17 protein-coding genes are annotated in these 22,064 nt (G+C 68.9%); 9 read left to right on the top strand and 8 right to left on the bottom strand.

The window, feature by feature from the left end:
• Nucleotides 1-144: 144 nt before the first annotated feature.
• The 3 genes from H4O13_10085 (at nt 145) to H4O13_10075 (ending at nt 6,783) form a co-directional block, all read left to right on the top strand.
• Nucleotides 145-2,319, top strand: a complete 2,175-nt coding sequence (locus H4O13_10085; GenBank protein MBE5315739.1) for a TonB-dependent receptor — start codon at nt 145-147, stop codon at nt 2,317-2,319.
• A 122-nt stretch (nt 2,320-2,441) separates the two neighbouring features.
• Nucleotides 2,442-3,467 carry a hypothetical protein gene (locus H4O13_10080; protein ID MBE5315738.1) on the top strand — a complete coding sequence of 342 codons (1,026 nt, stop codon included), beginning with the start codon at nt 2,442-2,444 and terminating at the stop codon, nt 3,465-3,467.
• A 16-nt stretch (nt 3,468-3,483) separates the two neighbouring features.
• On the top strand, nt 3,484-6,783 hold the full coding sequence (locus H4O13_10075) for a PAS domain-containing hybrid sensor histidine kinase/response regulator (GenBank protein MBE5315737.1): 3,300 nt from the start codon (nt 3,484-3,486) through the stop codon (nt 6,781-6,783).
• A 6-nt stretch (nt 6,784-6,789) separates the two neighbouring features.
• Here the strand turns inward: H4O13_10075 and H4O13_10070 are convergent, their stop codons facing one another.
• Nucleotides 6,790-8,100, bottom strand: a complete 1,311-nt coding sequence (locus tag H4O13_10070) for an amidohydrolase family protein (GenBank protein ID MBE5315736.1) — start codon at nt 8,098-8,100, stop codon at nt 6,790-6,792.
• Nucleotides 8,101-8,258: 158 nt separating this feature from the next.
• Between H4O13_10070 and H4O13_10065 the strand changes: the two genes are divergently transcribed.
• The 5 genes from H4O13_10065 (at nt 8,259) to H4O13_10045 (ending at nt 14,005) form a co-directional block, all read left to right on the top strand.
• Nucleotides 8,259-9,347, top strand: coding sequence for a hypothetical protein (locus H4O13_10065; protein MBE5315735.1), 1,089 nt, complete (start codon nt 8,259-8,261; stop codon nt 9,345-9,347).
• A gap of 61 nt (nt 9,348-9,408) precedes the next feature.
• Nucleotides 9,409-10,590 (top strand): hypothetical protein, encoded by a 1,182-nt coding sequence (locus H4O13_10060; GenBank protein ID MBE5315734.1) that lies wholly within the window; start codon nt 9,409-9,411, stop codon nt 10,588-10,590.
• Nucleotides 10,591-10,728: 138 nt separating this feature from the next.
• Nucleotides 10,729-11,721: a zinc-dependent alcohol dehydrogenase family protein gene (locus H4O13_10055; GenBank protein MBE5315733.1), complete on the top strand. Its 993-nt coding sequence runs from the start codon at nt 10,729-10,731 to the stop codon at nt 11,719-11,721.
• A gap of 614 nt (nt 11,722-12,335) precedes the next feature.
• Nucleotides 12,336-13,472, top strand: a complete 1,137-nt coding sequence (locus H4O13_10050) for a glycosyltransferase family 1 protein (GenBank protein ID MBE5315732.1) — start codon at nt 12,336-12,338, stop codon at nt 13,470-13,472.
• The gene (locus H4O13_10045) at nt 13,469-14,005 is read left to right on the top strand and encodes a phosphatase PAP2 family protein (protein ID MBE5315731.1); all 537 of its coding nucleotides are present in this window, start codon (nt 13,469-13,471) and stop codon (nt 14,003-14,005) included. Before H4O13_10050 ends, H4O13_10045 begins: the two co-directional genes overlap by 4 nt.
• Before the next feature lie 315 nt (nt 14,006-14,320).
• Here H4O13_10045 and H4O13_10040 read toward each other — a convergent pair whose 3' ends face one another.
• Entirely contained in the window at nt 14,321-15,709 is a 1,389-nt protein-coding gene (locus H4O13_10040; protein ID MBE5315730.1) for a diguanylate cyclase, read from the bottom strand.
• A gap of 141 nt (nt 15,710-15,850) precedes the next feature.
• On the opposite strand from H4O13_10040, the gene H4O13_10035 reads away from it, so the two are divergent.
• Nucleotides 15,851-16,279 (top strand): universal stress protein, encoded by a 429-nt coding sequence (locus H4O13_10035; GenBank protein ID MBE5315729.1) that lies wholly within the window; start codon nt 15,851-15,853, stop codon nt 16,277-16,279.
• Nucleotides 16,280-16,301: 22 nt separating this feature from the next.
• Here H4O13_10035 and H4O13_10030 read toward each other — a convergent pair whose 3' ends face one another.
• The 6 genes from H4O13_10030 to H4O13_10005 all read right to left on the bottom strand — a co-directional run bounded on the left by H4O13_10030 (nt 16,302) and on the right by H4O13_10005 (nt 21,901).
• Nucleotides 16,302-17,159, bottom strand: coding sequence for an NYN domain-containing protein (locus H4O13_10030; GenBank protein MBE5315728.1), 858 nt, complete (start codon nt 17,157-17,159; stop codon nt 16,302-16,304).
• Nucleotides 17,160-17,189: 30 nt separating this feature from the next.
• Nucleotides 17,190-17,510, bottom strand: a complete 321-nt coding sequence (locus H4O13_10025; GenBank protein MBE5315727.1) for a DUF1820 family protein — start codon at nt 17,508-17,510, stop codon at nt 17,190-17,192.
• A 259-nt stretch (nt 17,511-17,769) separates the two neighbouring features.
• Nucleotides 17,770-18,453: a rhomboid family intramembrane serine protease gene (locus H4O13_10020; GenBank protein MBE5315726.1), complete on the bottom strand. Its 684-nt coding sequence runs from the start codon at nt 18,451-18,453 to the stop codon at nt 17,770-17,772.
• 16 nt (nt 18,454-18,469) lie between these two features.
• Nucleotides 18,470-19,387, bottom strand: a complete 918-nt coding sequence (locus tag H4O13_10015; protein ID MBE5315725.1) for a general secretion pathway protein GspB — start codon at nt 19,385-19,387, stop codon at nt 18,470-18,472.
• A 197-nt stretch (nt 19,388-19,584) separates the two neighbouring features.
• Nucleotides 19,585-21,189: an AAA family ATPase gene (locus H4O13_10010; protein MBE5315724.1), complete on the bottom strand. Its 1,605-nt coding sequence runs from the start codon at nt 21,187-21,189 to the stop codon at nt 19,585-19,587.
• A 91-nt stretch (nt 21,190-21,280) separates the two neighbouring features.
• Nucleotides 21,281-21,901 (bottom strand): thymidine kinase, encoded by a 621-nt coding sequence (locus tag H4O13_10005; GenBank protein MBE5315723.1) that lies wholly within the window; start codon nt 21,899-21,901, stop codon nt 21,281-21,283.
• Between the last annotated feature and the right edge of the window lie 163 nt (nt 21,902-22,064).

The raw sequence follows: 22,064 nt of genomic DNA, 5'->3' as shown, positions 1-22,064 counted from the left end.
AGTATTCGCAGGGCGACGTGCGCGCCGTCACTGTACGAAGGTACAAGTGCCCACCTCCGGCCCGGCACCTAGGCTTGCGCAGAATCGGCAGCCTGCCTCGAAGCAGGCGCCGCGAGACCAAGACCGTTCCGGAGGGGATTCCACATGATGCGCAAGCCGCTCAGCTTCATCATCGGTGCACTGTTGGCCGCACCGTACGCCGCCCATGCGCAGCAAGCGCCCGCGCAGGGCGAGGAGGCGAAGCCGAGCACGCTCGACGCCATCACCGTATCGGCACGCAAGCGCGAGGAATCCCTGCAGGAGGTGCCGGTGGCGGTCACCGCCTTCACCGCTGACGGCCTCGACAAGCTCAACGTCGAGGACATCAGCGATCTCGACAGCTTCGTACCGAACCTCACGGTCTACGCCGCGCGCGGCTCTTCCAGCACCCTGACCGCCTACATCCGCGCGGTCGGCCAGAGCGATCCGCTGTGGGGTGTCGACCCGGGCGTGGGGCTGTACCTGGACGATGTCTACATCGCCCGTCCGCAGGGCGCCCTGCTGGATGTGTTCGACGTCGAGCGCATCGAGGTGCTGCGCGGCCCGCAGGGCTCGCTGTACGGCAAGAACACCATTGGCGGTGCGATCAAGTACGTGTCCTCGGCGCTGGAGGAGGAGTTCTACGGCCGCGGCTCGGTGACGGTCGGCAGCTTCAGCCAGCTCGACACCAAGGCCAGCGTCAATCTGCCGCTCGGCGGCGGCTGGGCCTCGCGGCTGGCGGTGGCTTCGCTCTCGCGCGACGGCTACGGCGAGAACGTGCGCACCGGGCAGGAGGTGTCCGACAAGGAGATCCTCGCAGCACGCGCCACGCTCGGCTATCTCGGCTCGCCCGACTTCAGCGCCAAGTTCACTGCCGACTGGATGGACGACCAGAGCGGCGTGCGCGGCGCGCAGATGCTCGGCGTCAACCGCTTCGCACCGACGGCCCTGCCGCTGGCGGACCGTTACGACGTGCGCAACGGCATGCCCAACGTCAACGACACCTCGATGAAGGGCGCGTCCGCGACCCTCAGCTGGAACCTCGGGGATGCCTGGGTGCTGAAGTCGGTCACCGCCTACCGCGAGTCGGACACCGAGACCAACATCGATTTCGACACGCTTCCGAACACGATCGCCGACGTCAAGGCGTTCTACTCCGACGACCAGACCTCGCAGGAACTCCAGCTCAACTACGACGCCGGCGCTGCGGTTCGCGGCGTGGCCGGCCTGTACTGGTTCACCGGCTCCGCTGGTGGTCAGGTGCTGAACAATTTCTTCGGTCTGTCCTTCGGCGACACCCAGGGCGTGGTCGAGACCGACAGCGTGGCGGTCTACGGTGAGTTCACCTGGGATTTCGCCGAGCGCTGGGCGCTCACCCTGGGCGGCCGCTACACCGACGAGAAGAAGTCCGCGGACGTCTACAACATCGGCTACACCGATGCCACGTTCACCCGACCGAACGGCGTGGTGGCGGCCGACTTCGAGGACTCGGTGAGCTTCCAGAACTTCTCGCCCAAGGTCTCGCTGGACTTCAAGCTGAGCGACGAAGTGCTGCTGTACGCCCTGGCCAGCCGCGGCTTCAAGTCGGGCGGCTTCAACATCCGCGCCCAGGCCACCGCGGTGCCGCGCTCGCGCCTGCCCTTCGATGACGAGACGGTGACCACCGTCGAGATCGGTGCCAAGAACGCCTTCCTCGATGACCGTCTGTTCCTCAACCTCGCCTACTTCAACAGCGACTACAAGGACATCCAGCTGTCGGTGTTCACCGCCGTGCCGGGCAGCAACCCGCCGGTCTTCTTCGGCGACTTCGCCAACGCCGGCAAAGGCACGGTCAAGGGCGTGGAGCTGGAGTACCAGGCCCTGCTGAGCCAGAACTTCAGCCTGCAGGGCAACTTCGCCTGGCTCGACGCCGAGTACGACCAGTTCATCACCAACAACGTCAATGTCGCCGGCAATCAGCGCTTCACCAATGCCCCCGAGCGCTCAGCGGCGATCACTGCCCTGCACACTCTGCCTTTGGCCAGCGGCGGCAACCTGTCGACCCGCGTCAGCTACAGCTACCAGAGCGAGGTCTACCCCACCACGGATCTGTCCGAGGCCATCAAGCAGCCCGGCTACGGCCTGGTCTCGGCCGGCCTGATCTGGCAGACGGACGGCGCCTGGCGCTTCGCGCTGGAAGGCGCGAACCTGGCCGACAAGGCGTATCGCACCACCGGCTACAACATCCCGGCGCTCGGCATCCTCACCGGCTTCTATGGCGCACCCCGCACCTACAGCCTGACCGCGACCTACGACTTCTGATCGCGAAGCAGAGCAGATGGCCGGGTTGCGAGGTGCGACCCGGCCCGGTTTCCAGGCGGCTCCCCCGCGGCCGGCCGGCGCCTCCCCTGAGGTCCGGCCGTTTTTTTGCAAGGTTCACTGCCATGACGTGTGTGTCTGACCTGCTCCCGCGAATCGCCTTGGGCACCTGCGCACTCGCGGTGCTGGCCGCCTGCAGCAGCCGCGCCGAGGCGCCGCCGCTGCCTGGGCTGCGCATCGATGCCGAGCGCATCGCCGTGGCGGGACTGTCCTCCGGTGCCTACATGGCTGCGCAGGTGCACCTCGCGTACTCCGACCGCATCCACGGCGCAGCACTGATTGCCGGCGGCCCCTACGGCTGCGCGCAGGGCGATCTCAACACGGCGCTCGGGCCCTGCATGCAGGCGCAGCCAGCCGCACCCGATGGCGAGGCCCTGGCTGCACGCGTGCGCGAGCGTGCGGCGGCCGGTGCGCTGGCGCCGCTGCAGGGGCTGGAAGGCGATCGCGTGCTGGTGCTGCATGGACGCGAAGATCGCAAGGTCGCGCCAGCGGTGGGCGCCGCCGCCGCCGATCTTTATCGCGCCCTGCAGCAGGACGCGCCGGGTCTGAGCGTGGAGGCGCGGCTCGACGGCGCCTTCGGTCACCTGCTGCCGCTGGAAGGCGAGGGCGATGAATGCCTCGACCCGCCCGCGCCCTACCTCGGCCGCTGCGGCCTCGATGCGCCGGGCCTCGTGTTCGAACAACTCTTCGGCGAGGCGCCGCGCCCGGCGAAAGAACCGGCGGGCCAGCTGCGCAGCTTCAGCCAGAGCGCGCTGAACGGCGACGGCCCCGACCCGATCCTCGCCGACAGCGGCTACCTCTACGTGCCGCCGCAGTGCGAGAGCGAAAGCTGCGGTCTGCTGCTGGCCTTCCACGGCTGCCAGCAGAACGCCGACAAAGTCGGCGAGGCCTTCGTGCGCGAGGGCGGCTTCAACCGCTGGGCCGATGCCTATGGCGTGGTCGTACTCTACCCGCAGACCCGCGCGAGCTACGCGCCCTTGAATCCGAACGCATGCTGGGACTGGTGGGGATACACCGGCGAGCACTACGACACCCGCGAGGGCGCGCAGCTGCGCTGGGTGGCCCGTGCGCTGGACGCACTCGGAGTCTGAGCCGGGCTGAGCGCGCATGAGCGAGGCCCTGCTGCTCGGCGCTGGCCTGCTTTGGCTCGGTGTGCTGTTCGGCGCCGCCGTGCTCGGCGAGCGCCGGCCCGCGCTGTTCGAGCGCCAGTGGTCGTGGATCTACAGCCTCTCGCTGGCGGTCTACTGCACCAGCTGGACCTTCTACGGCACGGTCACCCAGGCCGCGCGCTCCGGCTGGTGGCTGCCGCCGACCTTCATCGGCACGATGCTGCTCTACGCGCTGGGCATCGGCCTCCTGATCAAGCTGGTCAAGCTTGCGCAGGCGCATCGCGCGACTTCGCTGGCCGACTTCATCGCGACACGGCTCGGCAAGAGTTCCGCCCTCGCTGCCGTCGTGACCTTGATCGCCGTGCTCGGCGTGCTGCCCTACATCGCGCTGCAGCTCAAGGCGGTAGCGATGAGCTTCGGACTGCTCACCCGCGGCAGTGCACTGGATACGCCGGCCTGGCAGGACAGCGCGCTCTACGTGGCCCTGGCGATGGGCCTGTTCGCCATCCTGTTCGGCGCGCGCAGCGCCAGCGCCACCGAGCACAACCGCGGCCTGGTGCTGGCGATGGCGGTGGAGTCGCTGCTGAAACTCGCAGCCATGCTGCTGCTGGGCGTGTACGTCTCGGCGAACTTCGACATCAGCACGCCGCCGACGCCTGTGGCCGACGGCGCCAGCGGCTTCCCCGCGCTCATCGCGCTGGGCGTGCTCGCCATGTTCACCCTGCCGCACCAGTTCCATGTCGGCGTGGTCGAGTGTCGCGAGCAGCAGCATCTGCGCACCGCGCGCTGGCTGTTTCCGCTGTACATGCTGCTGATCGCCCTGCCGGTGCTGCCGATCGCCGCCGCCGGCTCGGCCGTGCTGGCGCCGCTGGGCGTGCCCTCGGATCTCTACGTGCTGGCGCTGCCTTTGTCTGGCGGCGACAGCGGCATGGCCCTGCTGGCGTTCCTGGGTGGGCTGTCGGCGGCCACCGGCATGGTGATCCTGTCGACCCTGGCGCTCAGCCTGATGATCGGCAACCACTGGCTGGCGCCGCTGCTGCTGCGCGGCAGCTGGAGCCAGCGCGCCGGCGGCAACCTGCGTGGCAGCGTGCTCTTGCAGCGGCGCCTGATCATCCTGGCCGTGGTGCTGCTGGCCTGGCTGTACAGCCGCGCCATCGCCGGCTCCGAAGCGCTGGCCGACATCGGCGCGCTGAGCTTCTCGGCGGTTGCCACGCTGGCGCCGGCGCTGGGCTTCGCGATCTGGCGGCCGCAGACGCCGCCGCGCGCAGTGCTGGCCGGGCTGCTCGCCGGCTTTGCGCTGTGGTGCTGGCTGCTGCTGCTGCCCAGCCTGCTGGAGGGCTTCGGTGGCCCGGTCGACTGGCTGCGCTCGGGCCCGCTTGCGCCTGACGTTTTCCTCGGGCTCGAAGGCTGGAGCCGCACCACCCGTGCGCTGGTGCTCAGCCTGCTGCTGGCCAGCGCGCTGACCTGGGCGCTGGCGCTGCGCGCGCGCGGCGAAGCGCAGCGGCGGCCGCCAGCGGCGCTCGATCGCCGCACGCTTGGTGAAGTGGCCGGGCGCTTCATCGCCGAGCCGCGTCTCGCCGCGCTGCTGCCGGCGGGCGAGGACGACAGCCTGGTCGATCCCGCGGCCGAGGCGCGCGTCGAGTCCGAACTCGCCACGGTGCTGGGCGCTGCCTCGGCGCGCCTGCTGCTCGATGCCGCGCGGCGCGCCCACGGCCGCGACCTCGACACCGTCGCCGCGATCGTCGGCGAGGCCAGCGACGCCCTGCGCTTCAACCAACGCCTGCTGGAGGCCGCGCTCGAGAACATGGCCCAGGGCATCAGTGTGGTCGACGCCGAACTGCGGCTGGTCGCCTGGAATGGCGTTTACCAGCGCCTGTTCGGCTTCTCCGATGACCTGCTGCGGGTCGGCGTGCCGGTGGCCGAACTGGTGCGGCACAACCTGCAGCGCGGCCTGGCCGGAGGCGTCGAGATCGAGCGCGAGGTGGAAAAGCGCATCGCCCACATGCGTGCCGGCACCGCTTACGTCACCGAGCGCAGCTTTCCTGACGATCGCATCGTCGAGATTCGCGGCAATCCGATGCCCGGCGGCGGCTTCGTGGCAACGTTCACCGACGTCACCGAATTCCGTCGCGCCGAGGCCGCGCTCAAGCAAGCCAACGAAACCCTCGAACAGCGCGTCGCCGAGCGCACCGCCGAGTACCGCGCGGCGCGCGCCGAGGCCGAGCGCGCCAACCAGGCGAAGAGCCGCTTTCTGGCGGCGATCAGCCACGACCTGGCGCAGCCGCTGAACGCCGCGCATCTGTTCACCCACGCCCTGCAGCAGCGCAGCAGTGAGCCGGCTCTGCGCGATTCGCTGGGCCAGATCGACGCCGCGCTGAGTTCGGCCGAGACCCTGCTCTCGGGCCTGCTCGATGTCTCGCGCCTCGATGCCGGCGGGCTGGTGCCGAAGATCGAGGACTTCGCGCTCGATCCGCTGCTGCAGGGGCTGGCGTCCGAGTTCAGCCTGATGGCGCAGGACAAGGGCCTGCGCCTGCGCGCCACGCGCACGCGGCTGTGGCTGCGTACCGATCCCCACCTGCTGCGCCGCGTGCTGCAGAACTTCCTGTCCAACGCTGTGCGCTATGCGCAGACGGGCGGGGTGCTGCTGGGCCTGCGTCGCCGCGGTGAGCGCATCGAGATCGGCGTCTACGACCAGGGCCCGGGGATCGCGCCCGAGCATCAGGCGCTGATCTTCGAGGAGTTCCGTCGGCTGGATCGCGGCGGCCAGGGGCTTGGGCTTGGGCTGTCGATCGCCGAACGCATCGCGCGTCTGCTGGAGCTGCCGCTGAAGCTCAGCTCGCAGCCGTCGCGCGGCACCTGCTTCGCGGTGGAGGTGCTGCGCGCGCCGCCGCGCGCGCCCATCAGCGAGCGTCCAGCGCCCGCCGCGAAACTGAGCCTGCGCGCACGCGTGCTGGTGGTCGACAACGACCCCGGCGTGCTCGCCGGCATGCAGGCCCTGCTGAGCGGCTGGGGCTGCGAGGTGCTGGCGCTCACCGAGCCCACCAGCATTCGCGCGGCCCTGCTGTCGACGCCGCCCGATCTGCTGCTGTTCGACTACCACCTCGATGGCGAGCTGACCGGCATCGAGCTGCGCCGTCGGCTGGGCGAGCCGGCGACGCGCATCCCCTGCACCATCATCACCGCCGACCACAGCGAAGCCGTACAGGCCGAGGTGGCGGAAGCCGGCTGCTGGCTGCTGCACAAGCCGCTCAAGCCGCTGGCCCTGCGCAGCCTGATGACGCGGCTGCTCGGCGGCTGAAGGGGATTACTCCGGGCGCTTCAGCACCTGCCCGTCGCGCAGCACCCAGTCGACCTGCTTCAGCGCGGTGACGTCGGCCAGCGGGTCGCCCTGGACCGCGATCAGATCGGCCGCGTGTCCTGGCGTGAGTGCGCCGACCGTGCCCTTCAGGCCGAGCAGATCGGCGGCGTTGGTGGTGGCCGCTTCGATGGCCTGCATCGGGCTCATGCCGAACTTCACGAGTAGCTCGAACTCGTCGGCGTTGCGGCCGTGCAGGCTGACCCCGGCGTCGGTGCCGAAGGCGATCTTGACGCCGGCCGGCACCGCGCGCTCCAGCGCCTTGCCGGTGATGCCGATGCGCCAGTCGATCTTGCTGCGCACCTCGCCGGTGTAGGCGTTGGGATCCTTGGCGATGCGCTCCAGGTAGCCATTCACGGTCGACAGGGTCGGCACGTAGTAGGCGCCGCTGTCGCGGAACAGCTTCAGGCTGTCGTCGTCGAGCAGGGTGCCGTGCTCGATCGAGTCCACGCCCAGGCGCAGGGCGAGGTTGATGCCGTCGGCCCCGTGCGCGTGCACGGCGACCTTCTTGTCGTACATGCGTGCGGTCTCGACCACGGCGCGGGCCTCGTCCTCGAACATCTGCGCGCCCAGGCCCGCACCGATGCGGCTGTTGACCCCGCCGGTGATCGTCATCTTGATCACGTCCGCACCTTCCGAGATCTGCGTGCGCACCGCGCGGCGGCAGGCGTCCACACCGTCGCAGACGTTGCCGTTGCGGTTCACCGCCGCGCGCAGGTCGCTGCGGAAGCCGAGCGTGGGATCGGCATGGCCCGAGGTCGCCGAGATGCTGCTGTTGGCCGTGAGGATGCGCGGGCCTTCCACCTTGCCGGCCTTGACCGCATCGCGCAGGGCGCGGATCACGCCGTCGGAGTCACCGAGGTTGCGCACCGTCGTGAAGCCCGCCCTCAGGGTCTTGCGCGCATTCATCTGCGCCTCGTAGGCGACATCGACCGGATCCATCTGCACCGACGCCAGCTGGCCCGCCACGCCGCCCTTGTCGGACGACAGATGCACATGGCTGTCGATCAGACCCGGCAGCACGAAGTGCGTGCGCAGGTCCAGCACCTCGGCGGACTCAAGCCCAAACGCCGCCGCATCCAGATGGCCCTCACGCACCTCGACCACCCGCCCATCGCGCACGTGCAGGGTGCTGGCTGCGCGCGGCGCCTGGCCCGGTGCATCCAGCAGGCGCCCGGCCTGCACCAGCAGGTCGGCGGCGGAGGCGGGCAGGGCGAGGCAGAGCGCAAGAGCGGCGGCGAGCGGGGTGCGGGCATGCATGGAGGAGTCCTCGGCAAGGATGGGCTGGAGTGCGGATAGACGGCGAGTGTAGGGGCCGGGCGGTGCGCGGCGATGTCCGTAAAGTCCCGATGGGCGCTCTGAGTCACGTTCGATCCTGCGCGCTGTCGAGCCGGGACCTTCCAACAATGGAGAAGGGCATGAAGCCTTCGATGATTCTGATTCCCTGCGTCTGGGTCTGTGCGCTCTGGCTGCCCGTGGCCGAAATCCAGGCTGTCGCTCCGACGGCGGCCTCGCACTCGCCGAAGACTGTGCTTCTCGCCGCGGCGGATGCCATGACGCGCGAGGCGCGGGATGACGCAGATCGCGAAGCTGTGGACGCCTACTGGCGCGAGGTCGCCGAGCGCTTGCTGGCCGGACAGCCGTCACTGGGGGCCTGCCCAGCCGCGCGGGACGCCGCGAGTTGCGTGCTGGCCGCGCGCCTTCTTGCTGCCGTCGAGAGCCAGCGCGAACTGGCTCCCGGAAGCCGTCCGCTGCAGCCCGAACGCGATCGGGTGAGGGCGCTGCTGGCTTCGGCGGCCGCGCGCGCGCATGAGGATCCAATGCTGTACTGGGTGATGACTTGGGATGTGTTCAAGCTCGATGCCCCCGAGCTCAGGGAACTTGCGATCGTCGAGTTGCGCCGGAGAGAACCTGACAACCTGCAGGCTTGGCTATTGTCTGTGTCCGGTGAGACCTGGACGCAGAAGCGTCTGCAGGCCGCCGCTCGAAGTACGCGCCTCGAAACCCACCTGTACGCCGTCCTTCGAGCGGATCTCGAACGCCTCGCCGGAATCACCGCCGATGCGCCCGCAGTCGACGGCTTGCCGTTCGAGCCGACGGCCGTTGAATCCGTGCAGGTGCTTCTCACCGGCATGCTGACGGCAGAAGCGATGCCCGGGCTGCAGGGGCTCATCGAGACTTGCGCGGCGGTGGATCCGGCCGTCCGGGCGGAAGTGCATGCCGACTGCTGGCGTATCGCCGAACGCCTGGTAGGACACGCGGAGTCGGTGGTCGACCTGGCTCTGGGCTCCGCGCTGATGCGGCGAGTTGCACGCGATCCACTTCAACGTGAGCGCGCCGCACAGGCAAGGCTTGATTACGAGTATCTGCAAGAGGGAATCGTTGAGGCGTTCAAGTCCGGAGAGCAGCAGCGCCTTTTCATGCAGCGGATCCGCGAGCCGGGAGGCACAGAGATCTCTGCCGCGCGTTTGACGCTCGTGGATGCCGGGCTGTCGCCTCCATGGTGAGGTCCGCCGGATCGGGCGGGCGCCCGACACGCTACAGACGTCGGGCGGGCAAAGCGCGCGTATGGAGACGGTGTTTCTCCAACAATCTGCGGATGCATTGATGAACAATCCAAGGACTTTCCAAACGATCATCGCGACAGCGCTGCTCGTCTTCGTAAACAGCATGCCCTGCCAGGCATCGCCGCGGCCCGATTGCAAGTCTCAGGGAAGTAGGGAGGAACTCAATCACTCGATGCCTGCCGCGAGCGACGAGGTGCTGGCTCGGGCTGAACATCGCGCCTATGTTCAGGAAGTGGCCCGAGAGCTGCTGCGTGGCCAGCGTTCTCCGGGTGACTGCCCTCCTACAAGCGATCCGCGTGCCTGTCTCTTGGTCGCAAGACTTCTCTGGTTCGAATCACACGCCGAAGCACAGGATGGCCAGCCGGAAGAAACGGTGCGCTCGCTGCGAGTTCGCGCCGCCGCGTTGGTCCGCTCCGGAAGCGCGCGTGCCATCTCTGACAGACAGTTCCTCTGGGCACACGCGCAAGACACATTCGAGGGCTCAGGTGAGGGGCTGGACTTTGGAATTCAGAGCGCTCAGCTACGAGCATCGGCCATCGCCGAGCTGCGTCGTCGGGAGCCGGACAACCTGCAGGTGTGGTTGCTGGGTCGCCATGACGAAGCCTGGACCAAAGAGCGCCTCAGTGCCGCTGCTGCGAGCCAGCGGTCGGACTCTCCCGTCTGGGAGTTCATCCGCACTGACCTGAAGTTGCTCAGGGACGCAGGTGTGCCTGACCCGCCGATTCCATTGGTCGGGAATGAGCTTGGCGCGCTCGACGCGAAGCATGTGTTGCTTTTCGGGATCCATCTTGCGACCGCTCAGCCCGGCCTCTACAGCCTGAGCAGGGCTTGCTCGGTGGAGGTAGGCCATGCCCACGCGGAAACTGCGGAACACTGTCTGAGGATCGCCAAGGTTCTGGTCGAGCGCGCAGACAGCATGCTGGATCTGGGCTTTGGATCCGCGCTGATGTCTCGCTTGGCGACGCGACCCGAAGATCGCGAGCGCGCAGCGGATGCGAGGCATCTCTCCCGCTACTTGTCGGAAACCTATCTGGAAAGCCAGATGGCGTGCGGAGGCCTGGCCGCGCACTTGCGAAGGATGCGAGTCGCGGAAGCTTCGGAATTGTCCGCGTTGCGCGAAGGACTGGTCGAGCAGGGACTGCCGCAAGAGCCGCCCGAGGCTTGGCGCGTCCACTCCGACTAGTCGCTTGGTTTGCTCGCCGCCGCGCGAACATACTGGTCGCGTTAGGCGTCCAGCTTGCTACGCTCGCCCCGAATCCCGAATCCCGAATCCCGAATCCCGAATCCCGAATCCCGAATCCCGAACCCCGAGGACGCCCCCATGAAACGCGCCCAGTACGAAACCCGCGGCCCGGTGCCGCAGGATGTGATCCACGCCGTCGACTTCGATCTGCCCGCACCTGCGTCCGACGAGCTGCGCGTGCGGGTGGTGGCGGCGGCCATCAACCCTAGCGATGTGCTGACGCTGACCGGTGACTATGGCCAGCTGCCGCCGCTGCCGGCGATCGGTGGCAACGAAGGCGTGGGCCGCGTTGAGCTGATCGGCGACGGCGTGCAGGGCTTCCGCGCCGGTCAGCTGGTGCTGCTGCCGGTCGGCTGCGGCACCTGGAGCACGCACGTGCAGGCGCCGGCAGCGCAGTTCGTGCCGCTGCCGGATGTCGCGGACCCGCAGCAGCTCGCGATGCTGGCGATCAATCCGCCGACGGCGCTGCTGATGCTGCGCAACTTCGTCGAGCTGCAGCCGGGAGAGTGGGTGATCCAGAACGCGGCCAACTCGGCGGTGGGTGGCTACCTGATCGAGCTGGCCAGGCTGCGCGGCCTGAAGACCGTCAACGTGGTGCGCCGTGATTCGGCGATCGAACAGATGGGCGATGCCCCCGGCGACGTGCTTCTGGTCGATGGCGATGACCTCGCCCAGCGCGTGGCCCAGGCGACCGGCAAGGCGAAGATCCGGCTTGGCATCGACGCGGTCGGGGGCATGGCCACCGAGCGTCTCGCCCGCTGCGTGGCCAGCGGCGGCACACTGGTGAACTACGGAATGATGAGCGGCGAGCCCTGCCAGATCTCGGCCGGCTCTCTGGTGTTCCGCGACGTGCGGTTGGTCGGCTTCTGGCTGGCGCGCTGGTTCCGCGGGGCCAGCCACGCCGAACAGGCCGAGGTGTATGGCGAGCTGGCAGGGTTGATCGCGAAGGGCCAGCTGCAGGCGCGCATTGCTGCGACGTTCACCGTCAGCGAAATCCAGCAGGCTGTGGCCGAAGCCGCGCGCGGCGGTCGCAGCGGCAAGGTGCTGGTGGTGCCGGGGGCGAACGAGTAGTCCGCGCGCCGTCGGATCGGCGGCGCTTGCTTGGGTCGCTTGGGCCAAGCGCAGCGCCGCCCAAGGTCGCGCACTGGCGACCTTGGGGTGGGTCTTGACCCACCGGCGCTCGGCGCTCGCTGTGGTCGCGAAGGACGTGGATTGCCGAAATCGGCAGGTGCTGTGCGTTCGCGGCCCCCGCTTCGGACGAGCCTTGAGCGGCAACGCGCTATGGACGGGCGGGGGTGGAGCTCCGGTGGGTCAAGACCCACCCTATGAGATCGCACGGCCTTGGGGGATTGGTGCGGCTCGGTGGGTCGAGACCCACCCTATGGGTTCGCGGGGCCTTGAGGATTGGCGTGGCTCCGGTGGGTCGAGACCCACCCTATGAGATCGCAGGGCCTTGGGGATTGGTGCGGCTCGGTGGGTCGAGACCCACCCTATGGGTTCGCGGGGCCTTGAGGATTGGCGTGGCTCCGGTGGGTCAAGACCCACCCAATGTGATCGTGGGGCCTTGGCGGTCGGCGCGGCTTGGCCGGGCGAGACCCGCCCGATGAGGTCGGCGGGCTCGGGGTGTCATCCGGGCTTAACGTGTGCGTCACTTGGGCGACACGGCGGCGGCACAGGCTGGGCGCATGTCGATCGTTCGCCGCTTCTCGCTGGTCACCGAGACCTACCCGCCCGAAGTCAACGGCGTGGCCCTCACCGTGGCCGGCCTCGAAGCGGGGCTGCGGGCGCTGGGCCATGCGGTAGAGGTGATCCGACCGCGCCAGGTGTCGGGCGAAGCGCGCGGCGATGAACTGCTGACGCCGGGGGCGGCGCTGCCGCGCTATCCGGGCCTGCGTTTCGGCCTGCCGGCAGGGCGACGACTGCTGTCGCGGTGGCAGGCGCAGCGACCGGACGCCATCTATGTGGCGACCGAGGGTCCACTCGGTTGGTCGGCGGTGAAGGCGGCCAATCGCCTCGGCATTCCGGTCGCCACCGGCTTCCACACGCGCTTCGACGACTATGCCGGCCGCTATGGCGTCGGCTTCCTGCGGCCCTGGGTGTTCGCCTGGATGCGCCGCTTCCACAACAGCGCGCAGGCGACCCTGGTGCCGACGCTGGAGCTGCAGGCGTTTCTGCGCGAAAACGGGTTTGCGCGACCCTGCCTGCTGCGGCGTGCGGTGGACACCGCGCTGTTCCATCCGCGCAAGCGCTCGGAAGCTGTTCGCGCATCGCTGGGTCTGGCGCCTGAGCAGCTCGCCGTGATCCATGTCGGCCGCATCGCGCCGGAGAAGAATCTGGGCCTCGCGGTGCGCGCCTTCCGCGCGCTGCAGCTGCGTCGGCCCGATGCGCGCTTCGTGTTGGTGGGCGATGGCCCGGCGCGCGCTGAGCTGGCCGCGGCGAATCCCGACTTTCTGTTCACCGGCGTGCTGCGCGGTGAGGCCCTGGCTGCGCAGTTCGCCAGCGCCGATCTGTTCGTATTCCCGAGCCTGTCGGAAACCTTCGGCAACGTGACGCTGGAAGCGATGGCCAGCGGCGTGGCCACGGTGGCCTACGACTACGGTGCCGCCCGCGAACATCTGCGCGACGGCGAGCACGGTGCCGCGGTGGCCTGTGGCGACGAACAGGCTTTCGTCGCCGCTGTGCTTGCGCTGGGCGTGGACGAAGCGCGGCGCAGGGCGTGCACGACGCGCGCCCGCGAGGCCGTAGCGCACCTGAGCCCCGCCGGTGTCGCTGCGAACTTTGCTGCCCTGTTGACCGACCTGGCCGAAAGGAGAGCTGCATGAGTTCCCGCCTAGTCCGCGGCGAAGCCGCGTTCTGCCTCGCCGCCAATCGCTGGGGTCACCGCGCTTGGGTGCGCGCCTACTTCTCGGCCGTCAGCCGCCTGGGCGATGGCGTGTTCTGGTACGCGCTGATGGCGGTCATCGTGCTCTGGGACGGCTACAACGGCCTTTCGGCTTCGGCCCATATGGCAGCCACCGGCGCCGCGGCACTGCTGCTGTACCGTGCGCTGAAGCGCTGGACCCGACGGCCGCGCCCCTTCGCCTCGGACCGGCGCATTCGCCCGCTGGTGCGCCCGCTGGACGAGTTCAGCTTCCCCTCTGGGCACACCCTGCATGCGGTGGCCTTCAGCCTGGTCGCGTTGGCGCACTACCCGCAGCTCGCCGCCCTGCTGGTGCCCTTCACCGCCAGTGTCGGCGTCTCGCGCGTCGTGCTCGGGCTGCACTATCCCAGCGACGTGCTGGCCGCGACCGCCATCGCCTGCGGTATCGGTGGTATCTCGCTGTGGCTGGGTGGGATGGGGTGGCCGTTTGCTTGAGAGCTGGGATTGGGGATTGGGGATTGGGGATTCGAAAGAGCGCGCAAGGTTGGTGACCCGCTTCGAGACTTAGGCACGGTCTGAACAGTTCCATCCAGGAGTTCGTCAGACGGCGCGAGTCAGGCGCGGGTCCGAACTCGCTGACGCCGGATCAAACACGTGTCTGCCTGATCCGCGAGCGCGCCGCCCTGGCGCGCGAGAATCTCCGACAAATCAGAGCTTCCTAAGCCAGGCGGTTGAGGCTGCTTCAGTCGCTCACTCGCCAAGGCCTGGCGACCTTCGGTCGAATCCCCAATCCCCAATCCCAGCTCTCAATCACCCCACCTCACACCGATCCCGCCCATTGCGCTTGGCCTGATACAGAGCCTGGTCGGCGCGCTCGAACACGCTGTCGCCGTCGTCGTCGCCGCGCAGGGCGGTGAGGCCGACCGAGGCGGTGACCTTGACTGGGGTGCCGCCGAAGTGGAAGCCGATCGCGCTGATCTTGCGGCGCAGCTCTTCGCACACGCGCTGGGCCTGGGCAAGTTCGGCACCCGGCAGCAGGCTGACGAACTCCTCGCCGCCCACACGCGCCACGAAATCGCTGCTGCGCAGGTGTTTGCGCAGCACCTGCGCGACCGCGAACAGCACCTTGTCGCCGGCCTTGTGGCCGTAGGTGTCATTGATGGACTTGAAGGCGTCGATGTCCCACACCGCGAGGGTGAGAGGGCGGTCGAAGCGGCGGAAGCGAGAAATCTCCTCGGACAGCGCCTGCTGATAGGCGAGACGGTTGGGGATGCGGGTCAGCGGATCGGTTGAGGCGATCTGCTGTTCGGCCTGCAGCGACTGGCGCAGCTGCGAGGTCTCGCGTTCCAGCTCGTCGATGCGCAGACGCATCGCCGCGCCGCGCTCCTCCAGTTTGGCGACGCGCTGTTCCTCGCGACTGCGGTAGTCCTGTACGTGGGTGTCGATCGCCGACAGGCGTGTGCTCACCTGGGTCTTCAGCTGCTCAAGCTCGGTCGCCTGGCGGGTCTGTCGGCCGAGCGAGTCGACTTCGCTGCTGATGCGCGTGCTGAGTTCGCTGCGGCTGGCGCGTTCGTCGACGCGGGCGTCGCGGTCCTGCAGCAGATAGGTCGCAAACTCGTCGAGCCGACTGTCGACCTGGGCCAACAGGCTCTCCATGCCGAGGCGCTCGCGGGCCAGCTGCTGCTGCTGGCGGTTGATCAGCTCAGCCAGGGCATCGGCGACGCCGCCGAGGGCGTCTTTGTCGCTGGCGCTGGGCAGGCGATCCCCCAGCGCTTCGATCTCCTCAGCCAGCGGCGGCTCCAGGCGCAGCTGGCCGAGCATGCGCTTCAACAGGCCGGCGCCGTGATCGGACGGCGCCGCGGCGGGCGCGGCTGCCGGCGCCGGGCTGGCCATCGCCTTCAGCTCGGGCGGCGGCGTAAACGCGGGGGCAGCGGGCGCCTCGTCGAGGGCGACGATGGCTTCCGACAAAGCGTCGATGCGCCGATCCAGCACCTCGATGTCGACTTTCTGGCGGATGGCCTGGGTCAGCTCGGTGAGCTCTTCGTCGAGCCGGTTGTCCAGCCCCCGACAGGCAATGCTCAAGCGGCCGATGGCGCGGCGCAGCGTCGTGTCCATGCGCCCCCAGCGCGCTTCCTCGCGCTCGAAGCGGTCGATCGCGTCGAGGTATTTGTCCTTCCAGTGTTCTTGGCTGTCGGGCATGGCAGGGCAGGGCGGCGGGGGCGCGGTTCGGCGAAGCAAGCCATGTGCCGTGCGCAGTCTTGACCTCACTCAAGGCGGACAGCGTTCCGCAGTCCACACTGCATGCTCCGACCGGCCGGTCGAACCCAGCGAGGAGAGGCCATGCGCAGCGTTCTGATTCCTTTCGATGGTTCCGACGGCGCCAAGCGCGCCCTGCAGTACGCGATCGATTTCTTCCGCGAGTACGGACGGCTGTCGGTCCACCTGCTCAACGTGCAGGACGAGCCGGTGGTCTACGGCGATTACCTCACCGCCAGCCTGCTCGACAGCCTGCGCCGCGCCGCCCTGCGCGCCGCCGAAGAAGTGCTGGCGGGCGGGCGCGAGATGCTGGCTGCGGCGGGCATCGAAGCGCATCTGCATACGGCACTGGGTGGCGTCGCCGAGCAGGTCGCGCGCGCCGTCGAGGTCCACGGCTGCGACACCGTGATCATGGGCACGCGCGGCATGGGCGCCGTCTCCAACCTGCTGATGGGCTCGGTCGCGACGCGCGTAGTGCACCTGTCGAAGGTGCCCGTGCTGCTGGTGAAGTAGCGGCGCCCGAAGGCGCGTCCGATCAGCCCTCGGCGGGCTCGTTCGGATCGGGGGCGGCGCGCTTCAGCTGGGTGACGAAGCGCGCGCGCAGCTGGCGCTTCTCGTGCGGCATCAGATCGCGCTGCATGCGCTGGCGACCGACCGTGAGCAGCTGGCGGTCGAGCATCGGCGGCACCGACTGCGCGCCGGTGCCAAGGCCGATCCGCGCCTGGATCAGCTCGTCCGGGTTCAGCATCGCGATCAGCGAGGCGGCGGCCTCATCCAGCAGCTGCTGGACCATGGCTGCGGCGGCCGGATCGTCGCCGTACTCGTCGTCCTCGCCGTGCTCGCTGCTGCTGCGGTCGTTCACCGTGGCGAACTTCTGCAGCTCTTCGAGACCAATGAGGCCCGTGGTGTCGGCTTCCTGCTGCAGCATCGAGCTCTGGTTGCGCTCGCCGTCCGGGTCGGCGATGCCGACCAGATGCACGCGCACGCCGTACTGCTGGGCCAGCACCACGCCGACGCGGATGTCCTCGTCGCCGGTCAGCACCACCGCATCGCTCATCGCGCGGTTCTGCGCCAGGTTGGCCATGTCCATGATCAGCAGCGAGTCGACGCCCTTCTGTTCACCGGCCAAGCTGACCATGCCCAGCCGCAGCTTGACGTTGGCCTGGTAGGCCAGCTTGCGGTGGGCGCCGGTCGGGCCCGAGCTGGTGCCGTCATACCAGTAGACGCGCAGCAGCTCGCGGCGGGTCAGCGCTTCGGACTGCTTGATGATGTACTCGAGGAAGTCCTCGTAGGACAGCGTGATCGCACTGCGGGACTGCTTGATGCCGGTGAGCAGCTTGATGGCGGAGGCGTAGAGGTAGCCGGCGTCGATGAAAACGGCAACTCGGTTCATGCAAGCGTCCATGGGGTTCGTGGGGCGCGGTCAGCGCGGTTTTCCCGGCATCGGGAAGGGGGTGATGACGCTCTCGCCGGTGGCGGAGTCGCGGATGCTCAGCTGACCGCGGCGCTCGACTTCCTCGACGCGGACGATGGACTGCATGGGGAGGTGCAGGACGCGGGTGTCGCCGAACTCGCTGCGCAGCCGTTCCTCGGTCGGATCGACCACCAGCGAATCGTTGGCGTCGAACACCAGCTCGGCGACCTCGGTGAAGCCCCACAGCGCGCTGCTGACCACGCGACGTGCGTAGAGCTCGTAGATCTTGCCGGCATTGAGGAAGGTGACTTTGTACAGACGGCTGCTCATGCAAACGGGGGCTAAAGGGCGAAGCTGGTCGAGGGCGAACGGCGGAGTATAGGCTTCACGCGGGGTCCCCGTAAAAGTTGGCTCGCGGTCCGCCCGCAGAGCCGCTAGCAGCGTGTTGAAAAACTCCCTTCCGGGGAGTTTTCTAGTCGGCGGTCCGGCGCAGGTCCGTACCGCCTCACGACAAAGCCATCGCTTACGCGCTTGCTTCGTCGTCCCGGCCATGCCTGGCCGGGCTGGCAGGCTGTTCTTTAACAGCCTGCTAGCTGCGGCGCAGCTTGCGTTCGACGCCGCGTCGCATCAGCAAGGCAAGGATCATGCCCAGCGCGAAGCCGGCGAGATGCGCCCACCACGCCACCGCGCCGAAGGTCGGGCCGACGTAGGCGAACATCAGCTGCAGCAGCGCCCAGATGCCGATCAGCACCGAGGCTGGCGTGCGCACGAACTCGAGGAACACCCCGAGCGGCAGAACAATGGCGAGCTCCGCGCGCGGGAAAAGCACGAGAAAGGCGCCGATCAGGCCCGACACCGCGCCGCTGGAGCCGATGATGACTGCGGCGGTTCCATCCAGCGACCAGGCGGCGCTCAAGTTCGCCGCGACCCCACAGAAGAAGAACACCGCGAGAAAGCGCAGCGGCCCGAGGCTGCGCTCGGCGGGCAGGCCGAAGATCAGCAGGAACAGCAGGTTGCCCAGAAGATGCAGCCAGTTGGCGTGCAGGAACAAAGCGCTCACCAGACTGAATGCGCGTCCGTCGAGCAGGGCCGAGGTCAGCACCGAGGGCGAGAACAGCGAGGCCGGCACCGTGCCCCAGCGCAGCAGGAACTCGGCGCGGGCGGCGGGTTCGAGCGGCGCCAGCCAGACGAAGCCGGCCATGCTTAGCGCAACGATGAGTGGCGTCACCCAGCGGCCTTGGGGCCGGCGCCGGCCGGGCACGTTGACGAACACGTTCATGCGCTCTGACTCATGGGCGCGGCAACAGATAGCGGCGACCTTCGAGCTCCAGCACGCTGCCCTCGCGACGGATTTCCGCAAGGCGCAGGCGCGAGTCCATGGCATCGCCCTCGCGCAGGCGACGGCCATCGATGATCACCACGCGCCCAGCCGGGTCTTCGGCGAACACATGCATGCTGACCTTGAGCGGCGGCAGGCGGCCACGTGCTTCGTGGTCCAGGCTGGAGAGCGGCGGCGGTGAATCGCTCGGGGCGGCAGGCGGCGCGACCGGCTCAAGGCCTGCCGCAGTCGGAGCCGAGGCGGCGGAGTCCCGCTCGGCCGCGACCGCAAGCGTGGGCGCTTGCGGCGCTGCGGGCTCCGCCGCTGCCTGCGCGGCGTCTGCTGGATCGGCGCTGGTCGCGGGCATCGCTGCGGTCGCAGGCAATGGTGCGCCGGGTGCGGCGGCCGGCGCGTCGACGGACGCGTCGGGCGGCGGCACGCTCGCTGCCGGCGCCGGCGTTTGCGCCGTAGCGACCGGGTCGGTCAGGGCCACCGCCAGCTGCGGTCTGGCCTCGCGCTCGACCGAATCGAAGCCGGGGTCGCTGGGCAGGCGCGATGCGGGCGTAGCGCTCTCCGCATCCTTGGATTCGGCTGCCGCCGCATGCTCGGGTGCAGCGGTGGCCGTTGGCGCGGACGGTGCGGGTGCCGCTTCGGCGACTGCAGAAGGCGCTGGCGCGGCAGCCGCCAGCGGCGCTTCGGCCGGCGCGCGGAGCAGGGCGAACCCGTAGCCTGCGCCCACAGCCGCAAGCACCAGTGCGCTCAGAACCGTCAGCAGCCCCGCCTTCGATCGGCGCCGCGGCGCGCGCAGCTGCAGGTCAAGCAGGCCGGGCGCGCGCCCGCGCTGGCGCTCCGCTTCGGACTTCTTGAGGGCTTCTAGAATCAGGGACATGGAGAGCGCTCGGAGTGCTTGAGGATCCCACGTCCTGTGGGCGTGGCTGCGGCTGCGTCCGCTGCCATCCGCGTCGCGAACGAGGCTGGCATCACACGATGCTGTGCCGGCGGGTTCAAGGCAGCCGCGCACGGCTGCGCGTGGGCGGCGAACTCATCTGCGCGGCTGGGCGATGGGCCTTGATGCACGGCGGGCGCTCAGCGCAGGCGCCGCAGGCGCGGCCCGCCTGCCTTGTGGCTGGTCGCCGCGAGCAGGGTCTCGGGACCGACGATGCCGTCCGGCACCAGGCCATGCGCGGCCTGCAGACGGCGCACCGCCTGCTCGATCGCGGCGTCGAAGCTCTGCGGCCCGGGCGAGAGCTCGCTGAGATGGCGCGCTTCGAGCAGACGCTGCGCGAGCCAATCGACGGCAGGGCCGGCATCGCCGCGGCGCAGATTGCCGCTGATGAAGCCCGGCGCTCGCCAGATCACGTGGAATTCGCCCAGCCACAGGCGCTCGAACAGGGCGCGCGGCGCTTCGATCGTCTCGCCGTCGAGCAGCAGGCGCACCCGCGCTTCACCGCTGCCGAGCAGCACCGCCCAGGCCTCGCGATTGCCCGAGGTGAGGCGCAGCAGCACCGGGCGCCGCAGGGTTTCGAGTTTGGCCAAGTTGCCGGCCGCGCGCAGGCAGTAGACGCCCGCGCCCAGCTCCAGCGGGCAGCGCTGGGCGGTGCGCACGTCGGCCTCGCGGGCGCGCAGGGTCCACAGCGCAAGCAGATGGTTCCAGGCCGCGAAGCTGGCACCGTCGCTGCCCTCGATCAGCGAGCGCAGCCCGGCCTCATCGATCAGCGCGCTCTGCGCCGGGTTGGCGGGGCTCGTCGTGGCGCTCGCGGGCGCTTCGGGGGCGGCTTCAGTGACCGCCTCGCGCCCACGCCAGAGCAGGGCGAACACCAGCGCAAAAGCGACCGCTGCGGTGACGCTCAGCAGCCAGGGGCGCGCCCGCCGCACCGGTGAGGCCAGCGCCTCGCGCGCCGCACGCTCGACCTCGTGCTCGCCGATCTGGCTGAGTTCGCCGACATAGCCGGCGGTCAGCGCGCGATCCGCAATCACGTTGATGAGGCGCGGCACCCCGCCCGCATGCTGGTGGATGCGCCGCACCGCCAGCCGCGAGAACGGAAAGCGCGGGCAGCCCGCCACCGACAGCCGGTGACGCAGATAGTCCGCGGTCTCGTCCGCCGACAGGGGCGTCAGATGGAAGCGCGCGGTGATGCGCTGGGTCAGCTGCCTCAGCTCCGGTCGCGCCAGCGTCTCGCGCAGTTCGGGCTGACCCAGCAGGATGATCTGCAGCAGCTTCTGGGTCGCGGTTTCAAGGTTGGTCAACAGACGCACCTGCTCCAGCGCCTCGAAACTCAGGTTCTGCGCCTCGTCGATGATCAGCACCACCCGCAGGCCTTCCCCATAGGCGCGCAGCAGGTAGGCGTTCAAGCGATCGACCAGGCCCTTCAGGCTGCCGCGGATCGGCTCGACATCGAGCTTCAGCTCCTCGCAGATGCTCTCGACCAGCTCGACCGGCGACAGCCGCGGGTTCAGCACGAGGGCGACGCGGGTGTCGGCCGGCATCTGCTCCAGCAGCAAGCGGCAGAGCGTGGTCTTGCCGGTGCCCACGTCGCCCGTGAGCTGCACGAAGCCACCACTGCCGCCCTGGCCGATGCCGTACAGCAGATGCGCGAGCGCATCCCGGTGGCGCTCGGACAGGAACACGAAGCGCGGGTCGGGCGTGATCGAGAAGGGCGGCTCGGCGAGGCCGTAGAACTGCAGATACATCCTGGCGGCCAAGGGCGGTGGGTGGACTGACGCACTGTAGGTCGGCGCGCCGTCGAGGCGGGTTAGGTCTTCGTTAAATCATTGCGTTGAGCTACAGAGGCAGGCGCGGCTGCTGCGGCTCGATGGCGTGCCGGCCTTCCATGATCGCCTTGAACTCTGCGCGCGACACCGATACGTAGCGCTCGTTGCCGCCGATCTCGACCTGGGGGCCTTCCGACACCGCTCTGCCGTTCTCGTCGACGCGCACGACCATGGTCGCTTTCTTGCCGCTGTGGCAGATGGTCTTGATCTCGGTGATCGAATCGGACCAGGCCAAGAGGTACTGGCTGCCCTCGAACAGCTCGCCGCGGAAGTCGGTGCGCAGCCCGTAGGCCAGTACCGGGATCTTCAGACGGTCGACGATCTCGGTGATCTGCCAGACCTGGGCCTTGCTCATGAACTGGGCTTCATCGACCAGCACACAGTGCAGCGGCCCGTGCACCGCGATGTCGCGCTGGGTCATGCCCAGCAGATCGTCTTCACGGTCGAATATCACACCGGTCGCCTGCAGGCCGATGCGCGAGGCGACGATGCCGGCGCCGTAGCGGTTGTCCAGGCGTGGTGTGAAGATGCGCGTGCGCATGCCGCGCTCGTGGTAGTTGTGCGCGCTCTGCAGCAGGGTCGTGGTCTTCCCGGCGTTCATCGCCGAGTAGTAGTAGTAGAGCTTGGCCAAGATCGGTTCCGTGCCGGCGGAAAGCGGCGGGAGTATGCCCGAACGCGTCCTACGCGGGCCAAGCGGCGCGAGGCGTCGGCGCATGCGCCAACGTCAACTCGCCACTGCGGCAGGGTGCCTGATGGAGGCACCGGACACTCTGCGGTCGCCGCACCGCGCTTGT

The sequence above is a fragment of the Lysobacterales bacterium genome (assembly GCA_014946745.1).
Taxonomy (GTDB): domain Bacteria; phylum Pseudomonadota; class Gammaproteobacteria; order Xanthomonadales; family Xanthomonadaceae; genus Aquimonas.
The sequence above is the reverse complement of the archived record's forward strand: the minus strand, read 5'-3'. Positions and strand labels throughout refer to the sequence as shown.

What these genes read in the sequence shown, in the direction of transcription:
- H4O13_10085 (MBE5315739.1), top strand. Translation starts at nt 145, where the DNA reads ATGATGCGCAAGCCGCTCAGCTTCATCATCGGTGCACTGTTGGCCGCA.
- H4O13_10080 (MBE5315738.1), top strand. Translation starts at nt 2,442, where the DNA reads ATGACGTGTGTGTCTGACCTGCTCCCGCGAATCGCCTTGGGCACCTGC.
- H4O13_10075 (MBE5315737.1), top strand. Translation starts at nt 3,484, where the DNA reads ATGAGCGAGGCCCTGCTGCTCGGCGCTGGCCTGCTTTGGCTCGGTGTG.
- H4O13_10070 (MBE5315736.1), bottom strand. Translation starts at nt 8,100, where the DNA reads ATGCATGCCCGCACCCCGCTCGCCGCCGCTCTTGCGCTCTGCCTCGCC.
- H4O13_10065 (MBE5315735.1), top strand. Translation starts at nt 8,259, where the DNA reads ATGAAGCCTTCGATGATTCTGATTCCCTGCGTCTGGGTCTGTGCGCTC.
- H4O13_10060 (MBE5315734.1), top strand. Translation starts at nt 9,409, where the DNA reads ATGGAGACGGTGTTTCTCCAACAATCTGCGGATGCATTGATGAACAAT.
- H4O13_10055 (MBE5315733.1), top strand. Translation starts at nt 10,729, where the DNA reads ATGAAACGCGCCCAGTACGAAACCCGCGGCCCGGTGCCGCAGGATGTG.
- H4O13_10050 (MBE5315732.1), top strand. Translation starts at nt 12,336, where the DNA reads ATGTCGATCGTTCGCCGCTTCTCGCTGGTCACCGAGACCTACCCGCCC.
- H4O13_10045 (MBE5315731.1), top strand. Translation starts at nt 13,469, where the DNA reads ATGAGTTCCCGCCTAGTCCGCGGCGAAGCCGCGTTCTGCCTCGCCGCC.
- H4O13_10040 (MBE5315730.1), bottom strand. Translation starts at nt 15,709, where the DNA reads ATGCCCGACAGCCAAGAACACTGGAAGGACAAATACCTCGACGCGATC.
- H4O13_10035 (MBE5315729.1), top strand. Translation starts at nt 15,851, where the DNA reads ATGCGCAGCGTTCTGATTCCTTTCGATGGTTCCGACGGCGCCAAGCGC.
- H4O13_10030 (MBE5315728.1), bottom strand. Translation starts at nt 17,159, where the DNA reads ATGAACCGAGTTGCCGTTTTCATCGACGCCGGCTACCTCTACGCCTCC.
- H4O13_10025 (MBE5315727.1), bottom strand. Translation starts at nt 17,510, where the DNA reads ATGAGCAGCCGTCTGTACAAAGTCACCTTCCTCAATGCCGGCAAGATC.
- H4O13_10015 (MBE5315725.1), bottom strand. Translation starts at nt 19,387, where the DNA reads ATGTCCCTGATTCTAGAAGCCCTCAAGAAGTCCGAAGCGGAGCGCCAG.
- H4O13_10010 (MBE5315724.1), bottom strand. Translation starts at nt 21,189, where the DNA reads ATGTATCTGCAGTTCTACGGCCTCGCCGAGCCGCCCTTCTCGATCACG.